This is a genomic window from Shewanella sp. cp20, from assembly GCF_000832025.1.
GTDB lineage: Bacteria > Pseudomonadota > Gammaproteobacteria > Enterobacterales > Shewanellaceae > Shewanella.
Genome location: NZ_JPII01000047.1, coordinates 1 through 23,247 on the forward strand (window position 1 = coordinate 1; position 23,247 = coordinate 23,247).

Consider the following 23,247-nt stretch of genomic DNA (forward strand, 5'->3'; position numbering starts at 1 on the left):
CTATACGGACTCTGCCTTGTATAAATAACCTACAAAATGCTGCAGAAACAAACAGGAAAGGTCAACAGACCCTAGTAATCGAGCGCCTGCTTGAGTGCTGAATCATCCAGGAGCAGCCTAAAATCCGGAGGCAGTTGCGCATCAACCGTGCCGCTGGCGATCGCCCAGCGCGCCTGAGCATGTAAATTTGAGAGTAGCGAGTTATTTAAAGATAGCCGAAATACATAATCATTCCACGCCCACTCCAGCTCTGGCTGTGAAATATTCAGGTAGTCACTAATGATCTGTTTGGCGTTTTCAGGATGTTGATTAATAAAGTTTTGTGCGCTCTTTAACGCCCGCAGAATATCGGCGTGTTGCTGCTGGTGTAGTTTGGCGTTGACGGCCGAGGTCACCAGGTTGAAGGAGAGGTTATAGATCCCTTTGCCCGGATATTGATAGATAGCATCGCCATGCTCCTCAATTAACTTGTAGCCGAAAGGTTCCCAAACTGAGATGGCATCTACGTCACCGGCCAGCAGTGCTGGCCCTAACGCCTGGGGGGACATAAAGACCTTGTGAAAATCCTGTTGCTGGTGACCGCTGATGATCATAAATGCATCGGCAAAAAACTCGCTGGAGCTGGCCTTGACCATGCCGATTTTTTTTCCACTTAACTGAGTCATGCTTTTAGGCTGCTCGTCGTTGAGGGTGAGGAGTTTCAGGTCGTTGTCCGATTCGACGAAACTGGCTAACAAGCGAAAATCGCTGCGATCGAAGCCGTTAAACATGATCACTGATTCAGAGCTGGTGGCGATATCGGCGACGCCCTGTATCATCGCCTGAAAGCAGAGATGGCCGCCCCGCAGGGGGATAAGCTCGATATCCAGGTTGTAGGGCTTAAAGAGTTCCAGCTCTCTGGCGATGATCAGTGGGGCACTTAAGGGAGTGGTAGAGGTGGCAATCTTTAGCTTAATCGGGGGCTCCACGGCGGGCGCCTTGCCTCCCCACCAACTGACCGATAAGAGGCCCGTCAAGACCAATACCAGAAGCACAATTCCCTTAGCTTTCATCGTAAAAGATTATCCCTACAAAAAGTACTGACACTTTAGTTTAGTTGTTATTGACCGACAGCGGCGAATATTTCACCAATAGGTATTATATCTTGCTTTTACCCCCTGTTTATTCCACTAAAGTATGCATTTCTAGGTAGTTAGCGGCTTTGACAAAAGGTTTTGAATGGGCGAGATTTAAGGAGTTGTCATATTTTTCTGTCACTTGCCCTAAGGTGATCGCCATGAACGCCATATTTGCCCTGCTTCGCAAGTTTAAAATTGCCCACCGTTTGCTATTCATGTTGCTGTTGGCCATCGTCGCCACCGGCATCATGTTTGTGTTTGCGCTGGCCAACATTGAAGAGGTCCTAGTTAAGGAGAAACAGGCCAAGTTATCGGCGCTATCCGATGTAGGTGAGAAGGTGATCAGCCAGTTCTATGAGGCGGCACAAGCTGGCACCATGAGTACGGAAGAGGCTCAGCGCAGTGCTATCGCAGCCTTGGATGCCCTGAGGTATGAGGGAAACGAATATTTCTGGACCATAGACAGACAAGGGGTCATGGTGCAGCATGCCTTTGCCAAGAAGCTGGTAGGCACCAATGTTTTGGGGATGAAAGACCCCAATGGTGTCAGGCTATTTGAGAAGATGGTGACAGGCACGGCCAATAGCGATTATGCGTTGATCGAATATATGTGGAATCGCCCCAACGCCTCCGCGCCGAGTCCTAAGATGAGTGTGGTCAAGCGTTTCCCGCCCTGGGGCTGGATCGTGGGGACGGGCATCTATGTCGATGATATTGATGAGGAGATGCAGGCCTTTATCGGCAAGTATCTCCTGATCTGCGTCGCGGTCTGGCTGCCTGTGATTCTGATCTTAGGGGCTATCTCCCGTAGTATCTCAGCGCCCATGGCCGATACCATAGCCGCCTTTGAAAATATCGCTCGCGGGGAGGGGGATCTTACCCTGAGACTGGAAGAATCTGGCCGCGACGAACTCAAACAGGTGGCGGCGAGCTTTAACGAGTTTGTCGCCAAAATTCAGGCCCTGGTAAATTCGGTGAGTGCCTCCGTGAGCCACAGCCGAGAGCTGGCCGAAGGTTTAGCCGATATTTCAGCCCAAGCCAGTGCGGTGACGGCCAATATGCAGGCGGAGACCCAAAGCGTCGCCACGGCCATCAACGAGATGTCCATGGCCTCCTCAGAGGTAGCCTCGAATGCCCAGCTCGCCGCCGACAGTGCTGGCAGCGCCGATGGTGAGGCCGACAATACCGTGGCCGTGGTCGATGGCGCCGTGGCTAAGATTAAGGGCCTGTCGAATGAGCTAGAGGTAACCGCCGATGAGGCGCAGGCGCTGCAGATAAGCTCAGGCAAGATAGGACAGATCCTGGATGTGATTGTCGGTATCGCCGAACAAACTAATCTGTTGGCGTTAAATGCCGCTATCGAGGCGGCAAGAGCCGGCGAGGCGGGACGCGGCTTTGCCGTGGTGGCCGATGAGGTGCGTACTCTGGCGAGCCGAACCCAGGAGTCGACTCAGGAGATCAATGCCATTATTGAGGCGATTCGCGCCTCGGTAGACAGTGTCAACGCCTCGGTGGCCAGAGCCAAGTCACAGTCGGAGCAGACGGTAGGTGAAACCAGTCAGGTGGTTGAGGCGCTGCAAACCATCAAGTCTTCTATCAGACAGATCTCAGACATGAATATTCAGATCGCCACCGCGACGGAAGAACAGAGCGCGGTGATCGCCGAACTGAATATGAATGTGACCCGTATTAACGATATATCGCTGGAGAATCAGCAGAAGAGTGAAGAGATTGGCAGTACCAGTGAGCAGATAAAATCGGGTTCGGCGGATCTCGAGTCGCTTATCTCGACTTTTAAGCTGTAGTGAAAAAATAACCTGCCCGGCGGCAGGTTATTTAGTTTGCGTCGACGTTTGTTGCATGATCTCCAGTACGCGGTCGTAGGAGATGCCATATTCGCGGGACAGATTAATGACCTTAGTCTTATAGGTTTGAATGTTTTCCTGACGGGCGAGGTTGGCCTGCTCTTCGTCAACCAAATTGCCCACGACTTCTTGCAAGATCAGCAGTCTGCGTAGGTTAAAGTCTAATGTTCTAAGATATTTATCCATCTGCGCATGGGTTCGCGCCTGACTCAGTTCGCTGCTATTTTTTTGCTCGTAACCATATTTGTCGAGCGCAGCCATTGCATCATGTAAATCGATATGATCTGTCATTATTTTCCACTATTGCTTGGTCGATATTGGCTAATATCGACGGGTCTGTTAGTCAGGATATTGTTGTATTATCTTGATGATTAAATCGCCAATCTATATTAGCGAAGGCACATTCTAAAACCGATTGAATTTAAATTCATCTAATTTTCATTTTATATGTGCCTTGTTATAGTAACTTAACTTTTCTTTGTCCTGCAGGGAGGCTGCAATGCAAGATTTACTGCCCGATCTCTTTGACCAATATGAGACACAATTGTCGCTGTTGGCGCCCCATTATCGACAGTTTGGCCAGAAGCGTATCTTCTGGGGCGAGGTGGTTACGGTGAAGTGTTTCGAAGACAACTCTAAGGTCAAGCAACTGCTGGCACAGCCTGGTGAAGGCAGGGTGCTGGTGGTGGATGGCGGTGGCTCTAACCGTCGTGCGCTGCTTGGCGACATGATAGCGCAGAGTGCAGTGGACAATGGTTGGAGTGGCATAGTGATCAATGGCTATGTGCGTGACGTGGGCGCGTTAGCACAGATGCCCATTGGAATTCAGGCACTTGGCGCGAACCCCATCAAGACGGATAAGCGGGATATTGGCGATGTCAACGTTACGCTAGAGATAGATCGCGTTATAATTAAGCCAGGTATGATGCTATATGCCGACGATAATGGCGTTGCCCTATCGTCAGAGCAGTTGGATCTTTCGCAATTGGCCTAATGGGTCATTGCTCACCCTTACCAGACGGAACCTGTTATGAAATTTGTAAAATGGCTAGTGATCGTTTTTGCCTCGCTTTTTATATTACTGATCGCCTATCTCACACTCATCTTCGACCCTAATGACTTTAAGCCGCAAATTGTCGAGGCGGTAAAGAAGCAGACGGGACGCGATCTGCTCATCAATCAAGATCTCAGCTGGACCTTTTTCCCCAGCATAGGCATCACCCTTGGTGACATCAGCCTCTCGAACCCCAAAGGCTTTAAACATGACACCATGCTCAAGGTCGATGGCATAGTGGCCGAGGTAGCACTGTTACCGCTTTTGAGTAAAGAAGTGGAGATCGCTCAGCTTAACTTAGATGGCCTGACACTAAACTTCGACAGCTACAAGAATGGCCGCAGCAGCATGGACGGCCTGACCTCAGGTAGCGAGAAAGGCAGCGATAAAGCAGAGGGCAAGGCTGATACATCAGGCGCTGCCCAGGGGAGTGTGCAACTTAGCAGCCTGAATATCGGCGGCATCGCGATCACTAACACTCAGGTTAATCTCTATGACGAGGCGACAGGCCAGGTTCAGGCGCTGAGCCTAGAGTCGTTAACCTTAGGCGAGTTCACTCTGGGGCAATTTGCCGATCTGGGTTACAAGTTCTCCATGACGCAGCCCGATATGAAGGTGAGTAGCCAAGGTAAAGGTCAGATTAAGGTCGATACCAGCCTGGCCAAAATTGCCATCAAGGATTTTGAGATTGAAAATACCCTCGAAGGGGATGCCATTCCCAATAAGCGCATGAACATTAATCTCACCACAGGCCTAGAGCTGGATAATAATGCCAAGACCATGGCGCTGGTGATTTCTAGCCTGAATATCGAGCAGATTAAGGCTCAGGGCAAATTGTCGGTTAATTACGGCGGCAAGGTGCCCGATGTGGTGGCTGCCATGAGCTTTGGTGATATCGACGTGACCCCCTTTATGGCAAAAGATGAGGCCGCAAAAGGTGAGGACAAGACGGCTGAAGGTAAGGCCAGTGGGCCAGCTAAGGAGCCAGATCTTACCGGCATGAAGGCGGTCAACCTCAAGCTGGATCTCGACGCCAAGTCGGTGATTGCCGATAAGATCAAGACAGAAAACTGGCTGATGAAGCTTACCCTTAAGAACGGGGTATTGGACGTTAGTCAGCTCAGCGCAGATCTCTATCAGGGTAAGTTGCTTGCCAGCGCTCAGTTAGATGGCCGTAAACCTGTTGCCAGCTATCGCTTTAACAAGAAGATCTCCGGCATCAAGGTGCGTCCACTGTTAACCGATGCCGCCGAGGTCGACATGTTGGCCGGTACCACTAACTTCGAGGTGGCAGGAACAGGCTTCAGTCTGATCCCCGACAACATCAAACGCAATCTTAACGCCAAGGGGCAGTTCGAGGTCGCCGATGGCGCGCTGTACGGGGTGAACATCCCTCAGATGCTGCGCGATGCCAAGGCGAAACTCGGCGGTAACTTAAATGCCGCCTCAAGCGGTGAAAAGAAAACCGACTTCACCAGCCTGACCGGCAGCTTTACCATGGCTAAGGGGATAGTGACCAACCCGGATCTCAACATGGCATCGCCATTGATCCGCCTGCAGGGTAAGGGCAATGTAAATCTACTCTCTGAGGCGATCGATTATGCCCTTAAGACCTCGGTTGTCGGTTCGCTAGAGGGCCAGGGCGGTGCGGAGAAAGATGTGCTCTATGGCGTCGACATTCCATTTGCCATAGGCGGTACCATAGGCGAGCCTAAGTTCTCACTGGATACGGCAGCCCTGTTTGATGCCAAGCTCAAGAAGGAAACCGAGAAGGCGACCGACGAGCTAAAAGACAAGCTGTTTAAGAAGCTAGGTGGCTTGTAACGGCTGTGATTGGCTGAGCCTAAAGGCCAGTAGAAAGCCAGCATTGATTGGCTCAACAAAAAGATTGGCTTAACGATAGGATGGGCCTAACAATAAAAAAGCGATGCCTAGGCATCGCTTTTTTGTTTTCATTCATCGCCCCTAAAGGCGATCATCTATCAATCGGTAAGATTAAAACCGGATTATTATACCAATCACAGTAAACATGTGATCAGAAATAGCGCAGGAAAAACGCTTGAGAACAAAGCAGGATTTTTAGATAAGTAGTTATTCTACAATTAAAAATACTAATACAGTTATCGAGCGTTTTAACAAGCTAGAATGATCAATTATTTATTACGATTGGTATTAAACCCGAGACTTGGTCACATCCACATACAGGGTCAGCTTCTGCCCCGGTTGCAGGTATTTCTTGGTCGATAGGCTGTTCCATTTCACCAATTGGTTTACGCTGACATTAAACTTACTGGCGATCTTTGCCAGGGAGTCGCCCGAGCGTACCGTATAGTTCACCGTGCGGGTAACTGCCTTGCCGTTACCTTTTTGCCAGATCACCAGTTTCTGTCCGATAGAGAGGGGATCCTTTGGCGCCATGCCATTCCACTTGGCCAGCTTAGCGACGCTCACCTTGTGCTGCTTGGCTATCAGCCAGAGTGAATCGCCAGATTTTACCTTGTAAGTCAGCTTATAGCCGCTACCGCCTGACTGACGCTTCTGCAGGCGCTGCTCGGCCGATAGCAGATATTTAGCCGGATCCTTGGATGATACAGGGATCAACAGGTGCTTACCGGCGATGATGCGGTTGTTCTTGATATCGTTCACCGCGCGAAGGGCCGATGGCGTGGTATTGAAGCGCTTAGCGATCAGCCCGAGGCTATCGCCGGACTTAATCTTGTAACGCTGCCACTTGAGGCGTTGGTCCTTATCGCTGGCGGCCAACTTGGTTTCAAACAGTTCCGCGTGCTCCAGCGGCACCACCAGACGATGTGGGCCTTCCGGCGCCGTGGCCCACTGATTAAAACCTGGGTTGAGCGAATGCAGTTCATTGAGCTTCATTCCGGCCATGTCGGCGGCCAGGGCCAGATCGATCTGGCTGCCCACATCGACAACCTTGAGCTGTGGCTGGTTCGGGATGGGGTAGAGGGAGATCCCATAGTCATCGGCGTTGGCTATGACATCGGCAAGCGCCAGTAGCTGAGGCACGTAGCGCTCTGTCTCTCGTGGCAGATCCAGTGCCCAGAAGTCGGTTGCCAGCCCCTTGGCCTGATTGCGTTTGACCGCATTGAGCACCCGCCCTTCGCCCGTGTTATAGGCGGCGATGGCGTACAGCCAGTTGTTGTGGGTCTTCTGATAGAGATACTCCATCATGTCCAGTGCGGCAACGGTGGCGGCGGGTACATCGCGGCGACCGTCGTACCACCAGTTCATCTCCAGACCGAAGTGCTTGGCCATGGGGGCGGTAAACTGCCACAGGCCAGAGGCCGCGCCATGGGAGTAGGCGAAAGGATCGAAGGCGCTTTCGACAATCGGCAGCAGCGCCAGTTCTATGGGCAGTTTACGCTTCTCAATCTCTTCGACAATAAGATACATGAAGGGCTCGGCGCGCTCCGATACCCTGGCTAGGTGCTGAGGATGCTTCAGATACCAGTTACGGTACTGATTAACCAGTTTTTGATCCGGCACTGGCAAGCTGAGGCCAAGGCGGATGCGTTGCCATACGTCGGTGATCTGAATCGGTTCAGGCTCGACAGGGGCTGTGACTTGAGGCTCGACGACCACGGGCGCTGTGGCGGGCGTCGGCGTGGCCGGTTCCGGCTGGGTAAAGCTTTGACAGCCTGCAAGCAGGGAGAGTCCCCCTGCAACCAGGACAATGGGTAAGCGCATCGACAATAATTCCTTACTTTTGGGTCCCTCTCGGAATGCGAAAACCCTCAGGCTCGCTCTGCGGGGACTTAATTAGCGCGCCATTGTATAGGAATTATCAGAAGTTGTCCTTCCATTGACGTAGAAGCGTGAAACTGGTGTCGTTATCTGTCACATCTTGAGCGAAATGACGACTGAGGTTCTGCTTGATGCTTGGTTGCTCGGGGCGAAGGAAGGGGTTGATCTGTTTCTCTACACCTATGCTGGTAGGGAGACTCGGCTCGTTTCGTTCTCGAAGCTGTTTAACCTTGTTGGTGTGGGCTATGAGCGCTTCATTGTCATCCTCGACCGTCAAGGCAAAGGCCAGGTTGGCTTGGGTATATTCGTGAGCGGGATAGACTAGGGTGTCATCATCGAGCTGAGCCAAGGTCAGCAGCGATTGTCGCATCTGGGCGGGTGTCCCCTCAAACAGGCGACCACAGCCTGCGCTAAACAGGGTGTCGCCGCAGAAGAGATGATCGTCAATCAGGTAGGCGATATGCCCCAGGGTGTGGCCGGGAAGGTGAAAAATCTTGGCCTCACTGTCGAGTTTTTCGGGTTTAACCACACGTGTCTGACCCGAGATAGGATGGTTGATCCCCTTGATATTTTCGTTATCTGGCCCGTACACGGTGAGCTTATGGTCGTGCTGCGCCTGAAGCTCAGCGATGCCACCTGTGTGATCGCTGTGGTGGTGGGTAATTAAGATGCCATCGAGCACAATTTGATGCTGCTGGAGATAGTCTAATACAGCACTGGCATCACCGGGATCGACCACATAATAGCCTCGGCTCTCTTTTGCATGAATGAGCCAGATATAGTTATCGTTGAAGGCGGGGATAGGGGTAACAGTATGCATACTCGTCTCTTACTGGGATTGGGTGACACGGATTTAGTTTACTGAGCAAAGCTATTGCGTGTATAGCGCTTTAGGGATTTAATACTAAAATAGTCAAATCATTAGGGAAACCGGAAAAGTGAGTTGCGGAGTGGCCAGTGTCCTTTAATGTGATAAAACCCCAGACTTGGCAGGAGTTGCCCAACGGCTTGTGGCTGCAAGAGGCCATAGAGGATAAGCTGATGCCCTGGTGGCCCAAGGTGTTTGGCTATCATATGCTCTGCATGGGGCCCCTAAGCCATGCCTTAGAGAAGCCGAACCTGCCTATCGGCCGGGAGTTTTCCCTGTGTGAGTCTGCCCTGTGCTGCCTGCAGGGGGAGTATTCCCGTCTGCCGATTCAAAATGGGGTGATCGACGCCGTGGTCTGCTCCATGTTGCTCGATTTCGAGGCCAATCCCTATAGCGTGCTACGGGAAAGTGACCGAGTGCTTATCTCGGGGGGCTACCTGTTTATCATAGGCTTTAATCCGTTGAGTCCTGCTTTCTTAGGCAAGATGTTGCCCAGTCGTCAGGAAAAATTACCCTGGAGTGGCCGTTTTTTCACCCCTGCAAGGGTGAAGGACTGGCTGGGGCTGTTGGGTTATCAGGTGGTGGGCGATGAGCGTCTGGTTTACCATCATCTGCTGAGCGAGATCCGCGGCGACTCAATCTGGCAGCATGCGCTGCAGGCCTGGCTGCCTGGTAGTGGCAGCGTCTATATCTTGGTGGCCCGTAAACTCGATTCGCCCTTGACGCCTATCATGGATAGGCAGAAGGTGCGTCAGCCTAAGTGGTCGACCGCGCCGACGGCGGGGCGGGTCAAGCAGTTTAGGTCTAAGTAGTTAGGTCTAAGTAATCAGGTTTAAGCAATCAGGCTTAAGTCATTAGCCGTTAACTGTTAGTCCTTGGGTTGATAGCCGGTATCGACTGCGCTCGGACTGGCCTCGGCGGCCTCTCGCGCCAGGGTATCGCAGCGCTCATTTTCGATATGGCCCGCGTGACCCTTCACCCAGCGCCAGTCTATCTTGTGTTGGTTAGTGGCGGCATCGAGGCGCTGCCAGAGGTCGACGTTTTTTACCGGCTCCTTGGCGGCGGTGAGCCAGCCGCGCTTCTTCCAGCCATGGATCCATTGAGTGATCCCCTGCCGCATATATTGGCTGTCGCTGGTGAGAATGATCTCACAGGGCTCCTTAAGGGCCTCAAGGGCCATGATGGGAGCCAGAAGCTCCATGCGATTATTGGTGGTCAGGGCAAAGCCACCACTGAGTTCTTTCACATGGGCCCTATATTTCATCACGACCCCATAGCCGCCGGGGCCTGGGTTGCCCAGGCAAGAACCATCGGTAAAGATTAACAGTTGTTTCAGTCCGTGCATCAAGTTGCTACCATAGCGAATTCGGACTGCAGTATACCCAATATTTTTTTGTAAAAGCGTGTAATTATATGAATATTATCTCCAATGCTAAGCGCCAAGTGATTCTCGATACCGAAACCACGGGTATGAACCAGGGGGCCGGTGCCGTCTATTTTGGCCATCGTATTATCGAGATAGGCTGTGTCGAAGTGATTAACCGTAAGCTGACCGGCCGCCATTTTCACGAATATATCAATCCGATGCAGGCGATCGACGAAGAGGCGATCACCGTCCACGGCATCACCAACGAGTTTGTGGCCGATAAGCCGACCTTTGCTCAGGTCGCCCCAGCCTTCCTCGAATTTATCGACGGCGCCGAGATTGTGGCACACAACGCGAACTTCGACGTGAGCTTTATGGATCATGAGTTTTCGCTGCTTACGCCTAAGGGACCCAAGACGACAGATATCTGTCAGGTGCTGGATTCCCTGGAGATCGCCAAGTTTCTCCACCCCGGTCAGAAGAACAACCTCGACGCCCTGTGTAAGCGTTACGGCATAGATAACTCGCGCCGTGAACTCCACGGGGCTTTGTTGGATGCCGAGATCCTGGCCGATGTTTACCTCATCATGACCGGGGGACAAACCAAGTTTGAACTTTCAAATGAAAAGCCGGGGCAGGAGAGTGGCGGCATCATACGTCTGGCTCAAAATCGCGCAAACCTTAAAGTGATCGGCGCAACGGCCGATGAACTGAATATGCATGAGCAAAGATTAGATTTGGTCGAAAAATCAGGACAATGTATTTGGCGAGGATAAACGTCATTTTATGAAAAATTGGCTGCTGCGCGCGATTCTTACCTCAGGATTAATGCTGCTCTGTTTGAACGCCACCGCCCAGGTGGTGCCTTCTTCCCAGGCGAGCGAGCTTAAAAATCGTTTCAGAATCGATCATATGGTCGATGAACTGACCCTGTTTGTGCAACGGGAGTATGGCAGCGCGCCAGTGATCATAGTGCAGCCCGACGGTAGCAAGTGGTATGTCTCCCGTCATCCCGAGTCGGTGCAGTGGGTCGACGGCCTTAGCGGCGACATCATTACCATCAAATCCCCCATGCCGGGGCCTTGGCAACTGCTGGGTAAAGTCGCCAAGGGCTCTAAAATCGATAAGGTGTCCAAACTGGGCATAGAGGTCGATCCCATGCCACAGCCTCTCTATCAGGGCGAGCGTATCAGGATCACCGCTAAGTTGTTGGGTGACGAGCAGCGCATGCGTATGCCGGGGTTGGATTACCTGGTGGACTGGACGGCGAAATTTATCAGTGAGCACAGACCCGGAGACGAGAACTTTGCCGCCGGTACCCTGATTGTCGGCAGCTATAAGGACAATGGTGAGGGCTTAGACGGCGCGCCGGACGATGGCATCTTTACTGCCGATATCAACCTCAACCAACCCTGGGGTCATTATCGTTTCTTGGTCAGCGCAAAAAACAGTACCTTCAGTCGCGAGGCTGGCGGCGATATCGTACTACTGCCCATGCCGGTTTCCCTATCTGTCATCGCCCCCGAAGATCCATTAAAAGGTCGCTGGCAGGTGGAGGTCAATGTCGATGATGAGCAGCTACAGCTGGCCAACACCCATTTCGAGTTTGAGTTAGTCGGCCCTGCCGGTCTGCAGTTGACGCTGCCGGTGCAGAAGGTTACAGATAAAAAAATGCAGCTGACCCTGCCACAGGTGTCTGAGTTTGGCAGTTATCGCATTAAAGGCATTGCCGCGGCGACCTCAGTCTCTGGGCGCGAAGTATTGCTGACCCTGCCTGAAAAGTTCTTTAACCTGGTGCCGCCGCCCGAGCCGCCACCGACGGCGGAAGAGCTGGCGGCCATTGCGGCCAAGAAGGCGGCCATCGCCGAGGCCAAGGCGAAAGATGATGCCATGTTCTGGATAATCACAGTCAATCTAACACTGCTGATCTTAGGGACCCTGGCACTCCTAGTATGGCGAAAGCGGCAGAACCTTAAGCAGGCACTGGCGGTAACCGCCGCGCGTCTAGAAGAGGAGCGGGCCAAGGAGATGGGACCGACTCTGGATGAGATCGATCTGACTATGCCGGAAGAGGGCGAGCAAAAAGCCACCGAAGCGGATAAAAGCTAGCCGTTCTCGTTGAATCTGCTCGTTTGGTTGGTGAATTTTTAACTGATTAGTTTGTTTCAGGAAAAAAGTTATTGACGGGACTAGGTGGCCTAAGTATTATCCATCGCAACTTGATGTGGAGCGGTAGTTCAGTTGGTTAGAATACCGGCCTGTCACGCCGGGGGTCGCGGGTTCGAGTCCCGTCCGCTCCGCCAATCAAGTACCTAATTTTGATGAAATGCCAAGGCGTTTTATCCGAGTTTAGGAGCGGTAGTTCAGTTGGTTAGAATACCGGCCTGTCACGCCGGGGGTCGCGGGTTCGAGTCCCGTCCGCTCCGCCAACTACATTGAAGCCTCGTCAGCAATGACGGGGCTTTTTTGTATGTTTTTTATAGTACGAACCATATTTAGGACGAGTTGTGCCTGTCGCAGGGTTCGTGTGGCTTGTGCCGCTTGTATCTAAGTTAAGTTGGTTACCTCTTTTGAGAGAATGGCGGCCTGTTGCGCCGGGGGGGGGCGAGTCCCGTCCGCTGTGCCAACACCATCTAAGCCTCGTCAGCAATGATGGGGCTTTTGTTTCTCAAATCGCGCGCTAACTCATCAGTACTGTCTTCTTGTCGCTATTCTCACATAACGCTTGCGCTATACATTTGAGCTGACAGTGTTATCTTGCAAATCATGGGGTGTCATAGAGTGAATTGATTATACTCATGCTAATTGCAGGCGCTTCTTTATCATAGACATGTAAGGGATAACGAGAATGGTAGAACAGATCACGGCCATGTTAGGGCTAGTGGGGATCTTGTCAATTGTGTGTCAGTGGCTTGGTTGGCGACTGCGATTACCGGCGATACTCCCACTGTTGTTATGTGGTCTGCTAGTGGGGCCTGTATTTAATTTTCTGGATCCCGATGCCATATTCGGCGATCTGCTGTTTCCTGTCATCTCACTCGGGGTGGCGGTGATCCTGTTTGAGGGAGCGCTGACACTTAACTTCTCCGAGATCCGCGAACATGGTCGCATGGTGACCCACCTAGTGTCGCTCGGCACCATAGTCACCTGGTTGTGTATCGGTGTTGCGACCCATTTCATCATGGATTTCTCCTGGCAGCTGGCCATGTTGTTTGGTGCCTTGGTGGTGGTGACTGGGCCGACGGTGATAGTGCCTATGCTGCGCAGCATCAAGCCCAAGTCGCAACTGGCGAGCATATTGCGCTGGGAGGGGATAGTGATCGATCCCATCGGTGCCTTGCTCGCGGTCTTGGTGTTTGAGTACCTTACGGTCGCGGCCGAGCCTGCGAGTCATGTGCTGTTATCGCTGTTTTTCATGCTTGGGGTTGGCCTGGGGCTCGGGGCGCTGTTTGGCTACGGTATAGGCGTGATGCTGCGTCGTGCCTGGGTGCCTCATTATCTTAAGAATACGGCGGTACTCACCATCATGTTGGGCGCCTTTGTGGCTTCAAACCTGCTACAGGAGGAGTCGGGCCTGCTGACCGTTACCGTGATGGGGATCTGGCTGGCGAACATGCGCGGCGTAGATATTGGTGAGATAGTGGAGTTTAAAGAGACGCTGACGGTACTCTTCATCTCGGGCCTCTTCATCTTGTTGGCAGCCAGGTTAGATTCTGCCGCCCTGATGCAGTTGGGCTGGCAGGGTTTGGCGCTTTTGCTGGTGGTGATGTTTATTGCCAGGCCCCTGAGCGTCTGGTGCTGCGCCTTTGGTACCTCGCTGCCCAGAGCCGATAAATGGTTTTTAAGCTGGGTGGCGCCGAGGGGGATCGTCGCCGCGGCGGTATCGTCTCTGTTTGCCATCAAGCTTGAACGTCTCGGGGTGGCCGGTGCCGATAAAATTGTCCCCCTGGTGTTTCTGATCATCATAGGGACGGTCGTTACCCAGAGTCTCACGGCAGGAGCCTGGGCGAGGTTTCTCGGGGTAAAGGCCGGGTCTGCCCAGGGGCTGCTTATTTTCGGCGCCTCCCAGTTTGCCAGAGAGCTGGCTAAGGTGCTGCTGCAGAAGAATGTGCAGGTAGTACTGGCGGATAATAACTGGGACAACATACGTTTGTCGCGCATGGACAATATCCCCGTCTATTTTGGTAACCCCGCCTCTGAACATGCCGATAACGCGCTCGATATGACGGGAGTTGGCCGACTACTTGTGTTGTCTCCCTATCGTCAACTTAACCCCTTGGTGACCTTTCATTTTCAGGATATTCTCGGCAAGAATAAGGTGTTTGGCCTGGGGAGTGGTGAGGGCAACAGCGCCCGCCATCAGCTGTCAGAGGCCTACCTTAAACGTTTGTGCCTGTTTGGCGACAATGTTACCTACGCTAGGCTCGCCAGCACCATGGCAAAGGGCGGTAAGATCAAGAGCACCAGCCTGACGGAGAACTTCACCTTCGCCGATTTTAAGCTGCGTTATGGTGAAGGCGCCTTGCCACTGATTTATCTGCAAGAGGGTAAGGTAAAATTAATCACAGAGGCGGTTAATGACTTGCCTGGGGGGATCGAGCTGATCAGCCTGTTATCGGAAGAGGCCTTGAATGAGGCGCAGCTGGCCGACGAGAAGAAGGCGATAATCGATCAAAGCTGCAGTGAACAACGCTCCAGTGAACAAAGTGGCGATGAACGAGGCAGTAGTGAGGGCGAACCGAACAGCGATGCTATTGCCGGTAAGGCGAAGGCAAGGGAGGCCGGCATGAGTGAGGAAAGCCAAAAGGCATCGCAGACGGCCAATGAGAAAGCGACTGGCTAATACCAGTCGTAATAAATAATTGATCATGCTAGCTTGTTAAAACGCTCGATAACAGTATTAGTGTTTTTAATTGTAGAATAACGACTTATCTAAAAATTCTGCTTTTTTTCAAGGGTTTTTCCTGCGCTACTCCTGATCACATATTTACTGTGATTGGTATAATGTTTTAAAGCTCACGAGCGGAAAATAAAAAAGGAGGCATTAGCCTCCTTTTTTGTGGTTTGATGATGCCTATCTAATCGGCTTTAGTTCAGGCCGCCTGATTTTGCGTCTCATCGCTCAGGGTCTGGGCTCTAAGTTCTTCTGGGGCGAAGTCATCGACGTTGATTGACTTCATGCGGCCTATTTCGGCGCGCTCGAGCAGTACCACTTCCTCATCGCTTAAGATCCCCAGCGCCTTACCTTCGGCAGCGAGTTTATCCAGCCACATGAAGGGGTGACGCTTACCGGTCGCCTTGCAGATCTTATCGTGCAATGGCTCACAGGCGAGAATATCTTTAAAGGTCTGCTCCTGAATACCCACAGCATTGAAAGGCGATGGGGTCCAGAATTGGCCCTTACCCAGGCGATCACGGCTGGCACAAGGGGTTTGCATGATCTTAGCCACCTTATGGTCCAGCACGTCGCTTGGACGCTTAATTGGACGGCCAAATGGGAAGAGTATGACTCTCAGTACACGGCCCAGTCCCATAGGGAAGTTGTTAAGCAGATCGTCTAGCGAGTCTTGCAGCTTGTAGAGGGCATCTTCAACCGCCCACTGAACCAGCGCGAGATCTTCACTCTGGCGGCCTTCGTCCTGATAACGCTTCAGGGTGGCAGAAGCCAGATAGAGCTGACTTAGCAGATCACCCAGACGCGCCGAGACACGCTCTTTACGCTTGAGTCCACCGCCAAGGGTCGCCATGGCCAGATCCGATAGCAGTGCCAGGTTGGCGCTGAAACGGTTCATGTGCTGATAGTAACGCTTGGTCTTGTCCTTGTATGGGCTATTTGAGAAGTAGCTCGAGGTCAGGCCTAGCCAGAAGCTGCGCACCAGGTTGCTGGTGGTGAAGCCGATATGACCAAAGAGGGCAGAGTCAAAATCGTTCAGCGACTTATTAAGGTCCGGATCAAACGCCGCTTCCATCTCGGCTAAGACATAAGGATGGCAACGAATGGCCCCTTGACCATAGATGATCATCGAGCGGGTCAGGATGTTCGCGCCTTCAACGGTAATGGCGATAGGTGCCGCCTGATAGCCGCGTCCCAGGTAGTTGTTTTCACCCAGACACACACCCTTACCGCCGTGAATGTCCATGGCGTCGATGACGCATTTCTGCATTCTGTCAGTCAGGTGATATTTGACGATGGCTGAGATCACCGAAGGCTTCTCGCCGAGATCGATACCTGTGGTCGTCAGCGTGGTGACCGCGTCCATCAGGTAGGCGTTACCGCCGATACGAGCCATCGGCTCTTCGATCCCCTCCAGCTTACCGATAGGCAGCTTGAATTGACGACGAATACGGGCGTAGGCACCAGTGGCCACGGCTGCGGTCTTGATACCGCCTGCAGAGTTAGAGGGCAGGGTGATGCCGCGACCAACCGAGAGGCACTCGACCAGCATGCGCCAGCCCTGACCGGCCATCTCTGGACCACCTATGATGAAATCCAGTGGCACAAATACTTCGTTACCGCGCGTCGGACCATTTTGGAACATACAGTTCAGCGGGAAGTGACGACGACCGGTTTCGACACCTGGCACATCCGTTGGGATCAGGGCGCAGGTGATGCCGAGCTCTTCCTTGTCGCCCAGTAGCTTGTCGGGATCTTGCAGCTTAAAGGCCAGACCCAGCACGGTAGCGATCGGCGCCAGGGTGATATAACGCTTGTTCCAGGTAAGCTTCATGCCCAGCACTTCTTCGCCTTGCCATTGGCCTTTACAGACGATACCGAAGTCGGGAATTGCGCCTGCATCCGAGCCCGCTTCCGGGCTGGTAAGGGCAAAACAGGGGACTTCCAGGCCTTTAGCCAGACGAGGCAGATAATGATCTTGCTGCGCCGGGGTACCGTAGTGTTGTAGCAGCTCGCCAGGGCCTAGTGAGTTGGGTACGCCCACGGTAGATGCCAGCTCGCTGCTAACGCCCGCCAGCTTTTGTAGTACGCGAGACTGGGCATAGGCAGAGAATTCCAGACCACCATATTTCTTCTTGATGATCATGGCGAAGAAGCCGTTGTCTTTGAGGTATTGCCAGATAGACTCTGGCAGATCGCCGAGTTGGTGAGAAACCTGATGCTGGTTGAGCATCTTACACACTTCCTCTACCGGGCCTTCTATAAACGCCTGCTCTTCGGCAGTTAGGCGGGCGACAGGGTAGTTGTGAAGCTTCTTCCAGTTGGGTTTACCGGCAAAGAGATCCGCTTCCCACCATGTGGTACCGGCTTCGATCGCTTCTTTCTCGGTGGAAGACATCTCCGGCATGATCCCTTTATAGAGTTTCAGTAGCGGACGGGTGATCACGCTTTTTCTGAAGGCACCTATATTGATGGGAAGGGCGATGGCCAAAAAGACCAGCCAGGCAAGAGGGGAAATGCTTGCGGTTGCTGTACCCAGCGCCATCACGATAGCCGCGATGATGGTCGAGGTCAGCAGGGATACTCTAAGGTAGGCTAAGGCGCCTAATGCAAAGAGCATCACAAAAATCCAAAGTAAGCTAGTCACGGTAATTCTCCTTAAATAGCGACCGAAAGCTGCTCGATGTCAGCATTTTTTATATGACCATTATCACAATTATAGATGCTGGTCAGACCTGTGTCGCATAAAATCTAACCCTATGGCGGGTTTTATACAAGCATTTTTCAAACAATTGTTTAACTTTTTTGTTGAGGCGAGGATTCCACAAATTGGGTCAAGTCGTTAGAATTAATCAAGATAAGCAATTTTAGAGTGAAGGTGTCTTTTTATGTGTGAGTTGCTGGCCATGAGTGCCAATGTGCCCACTGATATCGTATTTAGTTTTACCGGGCTGGCAGAGCGTGGTGGCGTCACCGGGCCACACGTCGATGGTTGGGGGATCACCTTCTATGAGGGTAAGGGCAGTCGCACCTTTAAGGATGCTACCCCCAGCAGTCAGTCTCATGTGGCGCAGTTGATCAAGTCCTACCCCATTAAAAGTGAAGTGGTGGTGAGTCATATTCGTCAGGCGAACCGCGGTTGTGTGTCGCTGGAAAATACCCATCCCTTTACCCGCGAATTGTGGGGACGTTATTGGACCTATGCCCATAATGGTCAGCTGAGCGATTATCAGCAAAAATTTGCCGTGAAACGCTATCAGCCAGTCGGCGATACCGATAGCGAGCAGGCGTTTTGCTGGATTTTAGAGAAGGTGGTCGAGCGCTTTGGTGATGAGGCGCCAGCGGATCTGCTGCCCGTGTATCGGTTTATCGCCACCTTGGCCGATGAGATCCGTGCCCTCGGGGTGTTTAACATGATCTTAAGCGATGGTGAGCATCTGATGAGTTATTGCAGTAACAATCTGTGCCACATTACCCGCCGAGCCCCCTTTGGCAAGGCCAAGCTTATCGATACCGATGTGGTGATCGATTTCGATAAGGAGACCACGCCTAACGATATCGTAACCGTTATCGCCACTAGGCCGCTGACCGATAATGAAGATTGGTACATTTTAAAGCCGGGAGAGTGGAAGCTGTTTGCCCGGGGCGAGATTGTCTTAAGCCAAGAGACCGACGACTAGTCGGCTAAGCGTTTAATAAAAGAAGGGGCCTAAGGCCCCTTTTTTAATGCTGCTCGCGTAAGCTTTGCCGCAATTGACTCTTGCTATGACTCTTGCTATGACTTTGGTTATGACCCTAGTTATGACTTTGGCGGAGTCTGGGGCGGCGTATCGGCCGCGACTTTTGGCTGCTCCGTGGTTTGTTTATCGGTTTGCGCCATGATCGGCTCGCTGTAGTGATAATTTAGCAGCTGGATATCCAGCTGTTTGCTGCCTTTCTCGAAGTGGGTGAGTCTGACGGGCAGGTAGCCGAGTTTGGGGGACATCCAGAAAAAGGTTTGGCGCTTATCGTTGTCACGCACCACTTCTATCTTGACTGTCTCATAGGTGCCGCTCGGGAGCACCATGCGCTCCTTACTGACCACCTTGAAGTCATATTCATCGATCTCGCCGCTCTTGAGCATCTTGTAGTGCAGCTTGTCGCTGCCTTTCATGATATCGAGCCTAAACTGCAGTTGTACCATCAGGGGATCGAAGAGATCCTGCGCATAGGGAAACTTAGCCCTTTCATCCTTGTAGCGACTGTGCACCAGTTGCTGATCGAGCACATAGGCCGACTGCTCCTGATAGTCTGAGCCGGTACCGCTGCGGTTATGGATATAACGCATGGGCACCAGCTGTCCTCCCTCCTCGCTGAAGGTGCTGATGACGGTGCGCTTATCCCATAGCATCAGCAGGCTGACATCGCTGTCGAAGCGGTATTGGTACAAGTTATCCTGGGGGGGGGGCAGTTGATAGCGTGCCTTGCCCAGTTCTATGCTGCCATAGTTCACCTGATACTCCGCCGTGTGCGGGGTCAAGGGGGATTCATCGGCCTGCGCGCTTAAGGCAATGGCACAGAAAGATGAAATCATGAGTGCGGATTTGAATATCGACAAGGCCTTCTCCCGGTCACGATAAGTTAAAAGGGTAATGCAAACACTAGGGTCGCCAGATCCGGCTGCCACTCATACTTGGACAGCTTTACCCGACCTCGGTTCACTTCTATCGCTTCACTTCTTAATCTCTGCATCTGCTCGATAAAATGGGGGCTGGTCTCGGGAAAGGCGATCTTGCCCTGGCTGTTGATCACTCTATGCCAGGGGAGCGCTAGCGTATCGGGCGCCATCTTGAGGGCGCGAGAGACATAGCGTGCTCGCCCGGGGAGGCCGGCGAGATCGGCTATCTTGCCATAGGAGCTGACTTGCCCCTCGGGGATCAGGGCAACCACGTGCCATATCTTGGCCATGGGCGATAACTGTGTCTGATTCACGCTGCCTCCGTTCTGGCCCTAAGGCATCTTATCGTCACGGTAATGCTAGTTATACCAATCGTAATAAATAATGGATCATTCTAGCTTGTTAAAACGCTCGATAACTGCATTAATATTTTTAATTGTAGAATAACTACTTATCTAAAAATCTTGCTTTGTTCTCAAGCGCTTTTCCTGCGCCATTTCTGATCAAATACTTACTGTGATTGGTATTAGCCTGAGTTGAATGTGTCTTGCCAGGTGTTTGCAGATGCAATGGCTATGTTCTGATAGTAAACCAGTTTCTAGATAATTTCTAAGGGTAACGGGGTGAGTGAAGTGAAGGCTTGAAGGTATAACCGTCGCAGGTATTAGCTTGAGCATGGATGGAGTGGGATGACAGACAGGTCGATGGGGCTTTGACCTGTCTGTTGCTTGATCATCGGTTTATTGCCTGTGTGCTAATACCGAGATAAATCTCACCTTTTTTGATAAGCGTTTTCGACTAGCTTTTTTAACTGGCATCTGTCGACTAGCTGTGTGCGCCTAAGGCATTAGGCTGCGCCGGCGATAACGCCTGTTTGGCACCGATACGATGAAACAGCACCAGCCCTATGGCGGCCAGCAGACCGAATCCGCCTATGATGTACCACATTAAGGGGGGCTGGTTTGCGCCCTTGGCGACCTCGGCGTAGAGGTAGCCAGATAGCGGGCCGGCCAGCAAGAAGCCGATGGCCGATGAGACAAAGTAGTAACCCATAAACATCGCCTTCTTATCCTGCGGGGCAAAGCTGGCTACATATTCCTGGCTCTTAGGTGAGGCCACCATCTCGCCGATGGAGAATACCAAGATGGAGGTGAGTACCATGGCGCCGCCCATGAGTATGCCGTGGGCGAGGCCCCCCAGCGCCGTGCCTAGCCCTAGAATCAGGGTGCCAGCCACCAAAACCGGCAGCGGACTGAATCGTTCGGCGATGCGGCTCACCATCACCTGCATCAGCACGATAGAGAGAAAATTGAGCCCGATAAGGTACTCGGGGTTTATCTGGCGATACTGCAGGGCAAACTGCTGGGCATATTGACTGACGAGCTCTGGCGCTTGCGCGATAGTCCCTAAGGCTGCCCCGAGTTCTTCTCTTGGGATCATCACCTTGGCATGCACCAGATCGAAATAGGCGTCTGATAGGCTCAGGCTACCGGCGCCATAGGCCTTTGCCGCGCCAAGCAGTTCGTCACCGAGCAGAGTGATATCCACGGGGGCGAAGAAGTCGAGCAGTCCGGGCCAGGGGGCGAGCATGGCGACTAGGTCCGAGGTATCGACAAAATCGCGAATATAGATGGGCAGGGTGATGAAGATCTGTTGGTAGACCATCCAGAAGCCGGAGAGGATAAGCAGGTAGATCACGAAGGGCTTGTTGCCAAGGGCGATCTTCTGTCTATACCAGGGCTGTTGCTTGTCAGATTTGGCGAGGGCATTCCAGATCATATGCAGGCTAAACCACACCAGGTAGATGGTCAGGCACTGCTCGCCGCTGATCCACTTGGCGCCGTAGGAGAGCAAGATCACTAAGGTGCCGAAAAACAGCAGGGCGAAACGAGCGTTGCCCAGCACCTCTTGAATGTCCCTGAATACCTGAGACAGTGACTTGCCCCGCTGCTGGTGAGGATCGGTCGGCTCGTGATAGAAGAAGAGCGCCGGAATGAAATTTATGCCGATCCAGATTGCCGACATGATGAAGACCCAGTCCCAGCTGATGGCGCGTACATAGCCGGCGATGAAAGGGCCGAGGAAACCACCCACGTTCACCATCATATAGAAGATGCCAAAACCCAGGCCGCGGTTGGTATGATCTGTGGTACGCGCCACAGTGCCTGTCACCACAGGTTTAAAGCAGGCTGCGCCGATGGCGACCCCCATGAAGGCAATGAAGAAGCCGCTAAAGCTACTTACCTGACCCAGCAGAAAATAACTGGGGCACATGATGGCGTAGGCGATGAGAAACATCTTGCGGTAACCGTAACGGTCGGCGAGAGCGCCGGTCAGCACAGGAAACAGATAGAGAAAGAAGGGGATCATTCCCTGCAACAGGCCACGCTCCTGCTCGCTAAAGCCCAGTCCGCCTTGGTGGGCGGGAGAGGTCATGTAGAGGGAGGAGAGGGTAAAGAAGCCATACCAGGCGAGTCGCTCGAAGATCTCCATGGTATTGGCCACATAGAAGGTGCTGGGCAAGGGGGTACGTGTAGGGTTCGACATTATTATTCTCGTATATTGTATACATTTGTCTTTTCATGCTATCGGCTTGGGTAATGAAATACAAGTCGGCGGGTTGTTGAGGTGGCGAGGAAGCATCGATTGCGGTTGCCTTTAATGTGATTTAGGTCATAATGGCGCCACTTTATATGCCAAATTTGATTAACCAGAACCTGAGACTATGCCTGTACTCGATATATTGACCATTCCTGATGAGCGCCTGAAACGTAAGGCCAAGCCCGTAGAAGACATTGCCGCCGTGCAAGGTTTTATCGATGATCTGATCGAAACCATGTACCACACAGACGACGGCATAGGGCTAGCCGCCACCCAGGTGGGCAGTGAACACGCTATCTTAGTGATCGATCTGTCTGAGGATCGCGATCAGCCCATGGTGGTGATCAATCCAGAGTTCGTCGAGCGTTCGGGTGAGATTGTCGGCGAAGAGGGCTGTCTCTCTATTCCAGGTTACCGTGCCAAGGTGACCCGTTTCGAGAAGGTAAAGGTCAAGGCGCTCAACCGTCAGGGTGAGGCCTTTGAAATAGAGAGCGATGATTTCCTGGCCATCGTGCTGCAACACGAGATGGATCATCTCGACGGTAAGGTCTTTATCGAGCATCTGTCGCCGCTGAAGCAGCAGATCGCGCTCAAGAAGGTCAAGAAATACCGTTGATCGACGCCGATAACCGATAAAGCCACCTTAGGGTGGTTTTTTTGTGCCTGCACGGTGTGAGTCCCGCTCCTTGGCTTCAATGAGCTACTGCAACGGATTGTCGTTAAACAGCTATCTTTATCCACCGATAAAAATCAGTGCCTAGCTTACCCTCTTGCTTAAGGTTGAGGAAGAGACAGAGGCTAGGGCAGAGAGTGCGGCTGGCGCCGTCAAGCAGTGGAAGGATCTCGAACGAGCACCCGTTTTCGGGCTTGCGATCTGCCCATTTATAAATATACTGTATTTATATACAGTATTATTTCGATTTCCATGTTTAAGGTAAGCAGGGTTAGGGCTGCCTGGGAAAGATGCCAGATTTATGTCGTGGCTCTGTCACTCAGACGCGGTAAAGTTGCGCTTAAGTCGCGGTTCAGTCGTGACTAGATCATGATTGAGTCACGATT

At 52.3% G+C, this 23,247-nt stretch carries 18 protein-coding genes and 2 tRNA genes; 11 read left to right on the forward strand and 9 right to left on the reverse strand.

Features of this window, described 5'->3' with window-relative positions; all coding sequences use genetic code 11:
• Positions 1-71: 71 nt before the first annotated feature.
• On the reverse strand, positions 72-1,052 hold the full coding sequence (locus DB48_RS15445) for an ABC transporter substrate-binding protein (protein ID WP_041511128.1): 981 nt from the start codon (positions 1,050-1,052) through the stop codon (positions 72-74).
• Between the two features lie 224 nt (positions 1,053-1,276).
• On the opposite strand from DB48_RS15445, the gene DB48_RS15450 reads away from it, so the two are divergent.
• Positions 1,277-2,923: a methyl-accepting chemotaxis protein gene (locus tag DB48_RS15450; protein ID WP_041511201.1), complete on the forward strand. Its 1,647-nt coding sequence runs from the start codon at positions 1,277-1,279 to the stop codon at positions 2,921-2,923.
• Between the two features lie 27 nt (positions 2,924-2,950).
• Here the strand turns inward: DB48_RS15450 and DB48_RS15455 are convergent, their stop codons facing one another.
• Positions 2,951-3,274, reverse strand: coding sequence for a hypothetical protein (locus tag DB48_RS15455; RefSeq protein WP_041511129.1), 324 nt, complete (start codon positions 3,272-3,274; stop codon positions 2,951-2,953).
• 208 nt (positions 3,275-3,482) lie between these two features.
• Between DB48_RS15455 and DB48_RS15460 the strand changes: the two genes are divergently transcribed.
• Both DB48_RS15460 and DB48_RS15465 read left to right on the forward strand, forming a co-directional pair.
• A complete protein-coding gene (locus tag DB48_RS15460) occupies positions 3,483-3,977 on the forward strand; it encodes a putative 4-hydroxy-4-methyl-2-oxoglutarate aldolase (RefSeq protein ID WP_041511130.1) in 495 nt (164 codons plus the stop codon).
• A 36-nt stretch (positions 3,978-4,013) separates the two neighbouring features.
• Entirely contained in the window at positions 4,014-5,861 is a 1,848-nt protein-coding gene (locus tag DB48_RS15465) for an AsmA family protein (protein WP_041511131.1), read from the forward strand.
• A 348-nt stretch (positions 5,862-6,209) separates the two neighbouring features.
• Here DB48_RS15465 and DB48_RS15470 read toward each other — a convergent pair whose 3' ends face one another.
• Positions 6,210-7,745, reverse strand: coding sequence for a LysM peptidoglycan-binding domain-containing protein (locus DB48_RS15470; protein ID WP_041511132.1), 1,536 nt, complete (start codon positions 7,743-7,745; stop codon positions 6,210-6,212).
• Between the two features lie 97 nt (positions 7,746-7,842).
• Positions 7,843-8,622, reverse strand: a complete 780-nt coding sequence (gene gloB, locus DB48_RS15475; protein WP_041511133.1) for a hydroxyacylglutathione hydrolase — start codon at positions 8,620-8,622, stop codon at positions 7,843-7,845.
• A gap of 137 nt (positions 8,623-8,759) precedes the next feature.
• Here gloB and DB48_RS15480 point away from each other — a divergent pair, with 137 nt between their 5' ends.
• Complete coding sequence (locus tag DB48_RS15480; RefSeq protein WP_041511134.1) at positions 8,760-9,482, forward strand: methyltransferase domain-containing protein; 723 nt, start codon at positions 8,760-8,762, stop codon at positions 9,480-9,482.
• 56 nt (positions 9,483-9,538) lie between these two features.
• On the opposite strand, the gene rnhA is transcribed toward DB48_RS15480, so the two are convergent.
• Positions 9,539-10,015, reverse strand: a complete 477-nt coding sequence (rnhA, locus tag DB48_RS15485; protein ID WP_041511135.1) for a ribonuclease HI — start codon at positions 10,013-10,015, stop codon at positions 9,539-9,541.
• Positions 10,016-10,083: 68 nt separating this feature from the next.
• Between rnhA and dnaQ the strand changes: the two genes are divergently transcribed.
• The 5 genes from dnaQ (at position 10,084) to DB48_RS15510 (ending at position 14,879) form a co-directional block, all read left to right on the forward strand.
• Positions 10,084-10,812 (forward strand): DNA polymerase III subunit epsilon, encoded by a 729-nt coding sequence (gene dnaQ, locus DB48_RS15490; RefSeq protein WP_041511136.1) that lies wholly within the window; start codon positions 10,084-10,086, stop codon positions 10,810-10,812.
• A 52-nt stretch (positions 10,813-10,864) separates the two neighbouring features.
• Positions 10,865-12,145 (forward strand): TIGR03503 family protein, encoded by a 1,281-nt coding sequence (locus DB48_RS15495; protein WP_235375423.1) that lies wholly within the window; start codon positions 10,865-10,867, stop codon positions 12,143-12,145.
• 117 nt (positions 12,146-12,262) lie between these two features.
• Positions 12,263-12,339 (forward strand) — tRNA-Asp (locus DB48_RS15500).
• Between the two features lie 49 nt (positions 12,340-12,388).
• A tRNA-Asp gene (locus tag DB48_RS15505) sits at positions 12,389-12,465 on the forward strand.
• Between the two features lie 419 nt (positions 12,466-12,884).
• Positions 12,885-14,879: a cation:proton antiporter gene (locus DB48_RS15510; RefSeq protein WP_235375419.1), complete on the forward strand. Its 1,995-nt coding sequence runs from the start codon at positions 12,885-12,887 to the stop codon at positions 14,877-14,879.
• Between the two features lie 250 nt (positions 14,880-15,129).
• Here DB48_RS15510 and fadE read toward each other — a convergent pair whose 3' ends face one another.
• Positions 15,130-17,577, reverse strand: coding sequence for an acyl-CoA dehydrogenase FadE (fadE, locus tag DB48_RS15515; protein ID WP_041511138.1), 2,448 nt, complete (start codon positions 17,575-17,577; stop codon positions 15,130-15,132).
• A 241-nt stretch (positions 17,578-17,818) separates the two neighbouring features.
• Between fadE and DB48_RS15520 the strand changes: the two genes are divergently transcribed.
• Positions 17,819-18,610: a class II glutamine amidotransferase gene (locus DB48_RS15520; protein WP_041511139.1), complete on the forward strand. Its 792-nt coding sequence runs from the start codon at positions 17,819-17,821 to the stop codon at positions 18,608-18,610.
• A 119-nt stretch (positions 18,611-18,729) separates the two neighbouring features.
• Here the strand turns inward: DB48_RS15520 and DB48_RS15525 are convergent, their stop codons facing one another.
• From DB48_RS15525 to DB48_RS15535, 3 genes are all read right to left on the reverse strand, one after another.
• The gene (locus DB48_RS15525; protein WP_052813820.1) at positions 18,730-19,503 is read right to left on the reverse strand and encodes a DUF3108 domain-containing protein; all 774 of its coding nucleotides are present in this window, start codon (positions 19,501-19,503) and stop codon (positions 18,730-18,732) included.
• 47 nt (positions 19,504-19,550) lie between these two features.
• On the reverse strand, positions 19,551-19,877 hold the full coding sequence (locus DB48_RS15530; RefSeq protein WP_041511203.1) for an MGMT family protein: 327 nt from the start codon (positions 19,875-19,877) through the stop codon (positions 19,551-19,553).
• A 535-nt stretch (positions 19,878-20,412) separates the two neighbouring features.
• A complete protein-coding gene (locus DB48_RS15535) occupies positions 20,413-22,134 on the reverse strand; it encodes an MFS transporter (RefSeq protein ID WP_041511141.1) in 1,722 nt (573 codons plus the stop codon).
• Positions 22,135-22,312: 178 nt separating this feature from the next.
• On the opposite strand from DB48_RS15535, the gene def reads away from it, so the two are divergent.
• On the forward strand, positions 22,313-22,804 hold the full coding sequence (def, locus tag DB48_RS15540; protein ID WP_041511142.1) for a peptide deformylase: 492 nt from the start codon (positions 22,313-22,315) through the stop codon (positions 22,802-22,804).
• Positions 22,805-23,247: the final 443 nt, after the last annotated feature.

What these genes read in the sequence shown, in the direction of transcription:
- DB48_RS15535 (WP_041511141.1), bottom strand. Translation starts at nt 22,134, where the DNA reads ATGTCGAACCCTACACGTACCCCCTTGCCCAGCACCTTCTATGTGGCC.
- DB48_RS15455 (WP_041511129.1), bottom strand. Translation starts at nt 3,274, where the DNA reads ATGACAGATCATATCGATTTACATGATGCAATGGCTGCGCTCGACAAA.
- DB48_RS15530 (WP_041511203.1), bottom strand. Translation starts at nt 19,877, where the DNA reads ATGGCCAAGATATGGCACGTGGTTGCCCTGATCCCCGAGGGGCAAGTC.
- gloB (WP_041511133.1), bottom strand. Translation starts at nt 8,622, where the DNA reads ATGCATACTGTTACCCCTATCCCCGCCTTCAACGATAACTATATCTGG.
- DB48_RS15470 (WP_041511132.1), bottom strand. Translation starts at nt 7,745, where the DNA reads ATGCGCTTACCCATTGTCCTGGTTGCAGGGGGACTCTCCCTGCTTGCA.
- DB48_RS15520 (WP_041511139.1), top strand. Translation starts at nt 17,819, where the DNA reads ATGTGTGAGTTGCTGGCCATGAGTGCCAATGTGCCCACTGATATCGTA.
- DB48_RS15445 (WP_041511128.1), bottom strand. Translation starts at nt 1,052, where the DNA reads ATGAAAGCTAAGGGAATTGTGCTTCTGGTATTGGTCTTGACGGGCCTC.
- DB48_RS15495 (WP_235375423.1), top strand. Translation starts at nt 10,865, where the DNA reads ATGCTGCTCTGTTTGAACGCCACCGCCCAGGTGGTGCCTTCTTCCCAG.
- DB48_RS15525 (WP_052813820.1), bottom strand. Translation starts at nt 19,503, where the DNA reads ATGATTTCATCTTTCTGTGCCATTGCCTTAAGCGCGCAGGCCGATGAA.
- dnaQ (WP_041511136.1), top strand. Translation starts at nt 10,084, where the DNA reads ATGAATATTATCTCCAATGCTAAGCGCCAAGTGATTCTCGATACCGAA.
- DB48_RS15510 (WP_235375419.1), top strand. Translation starts at nt 12,885, where the DNA reads ATGGTAGAACAGATCACGGCCATGTTAGGGCTAGTGGGGATCTTGTCA.
- def (WP_041511142.1), top strand. Translation starts at nt 22,313, where the DNA reads ATGCCTGTACTCGATATATTGACCATTCCTGATGAGCGCCTGAAACGT.
- DB48_RS15450 (WP_041511201.1), top strand. Translation starts at nt 1,277, where the DNA reads ATGAACGCCATATTTGCCCTGCTTCGCAAGTTTAAAATTGCCCACCGT.
- rnhA (WP_041511135.1), bottom strand. Translation starts at nt 10,015, where the DNA reads ATGCACGGACTGAAACAACTGTTAATCTTTACCGATGGTTCTTGCCTG.
- DB48_RS15465 (WP_041511131.1), top strand. Translation starts at nt 4,014, where the DNA reads ATGAAATTTGTAAAATGGCTAGTGATCGTTTTTGCCTCGCTTTTTATA.
- DB48_RS15460 (WP_041511130.1), top strand. Translation starts at nt 3,483, where the DNA reads ATGCAAGATTTACTGCCCGATCTCTTTGACCAATATGAGACACAATTG.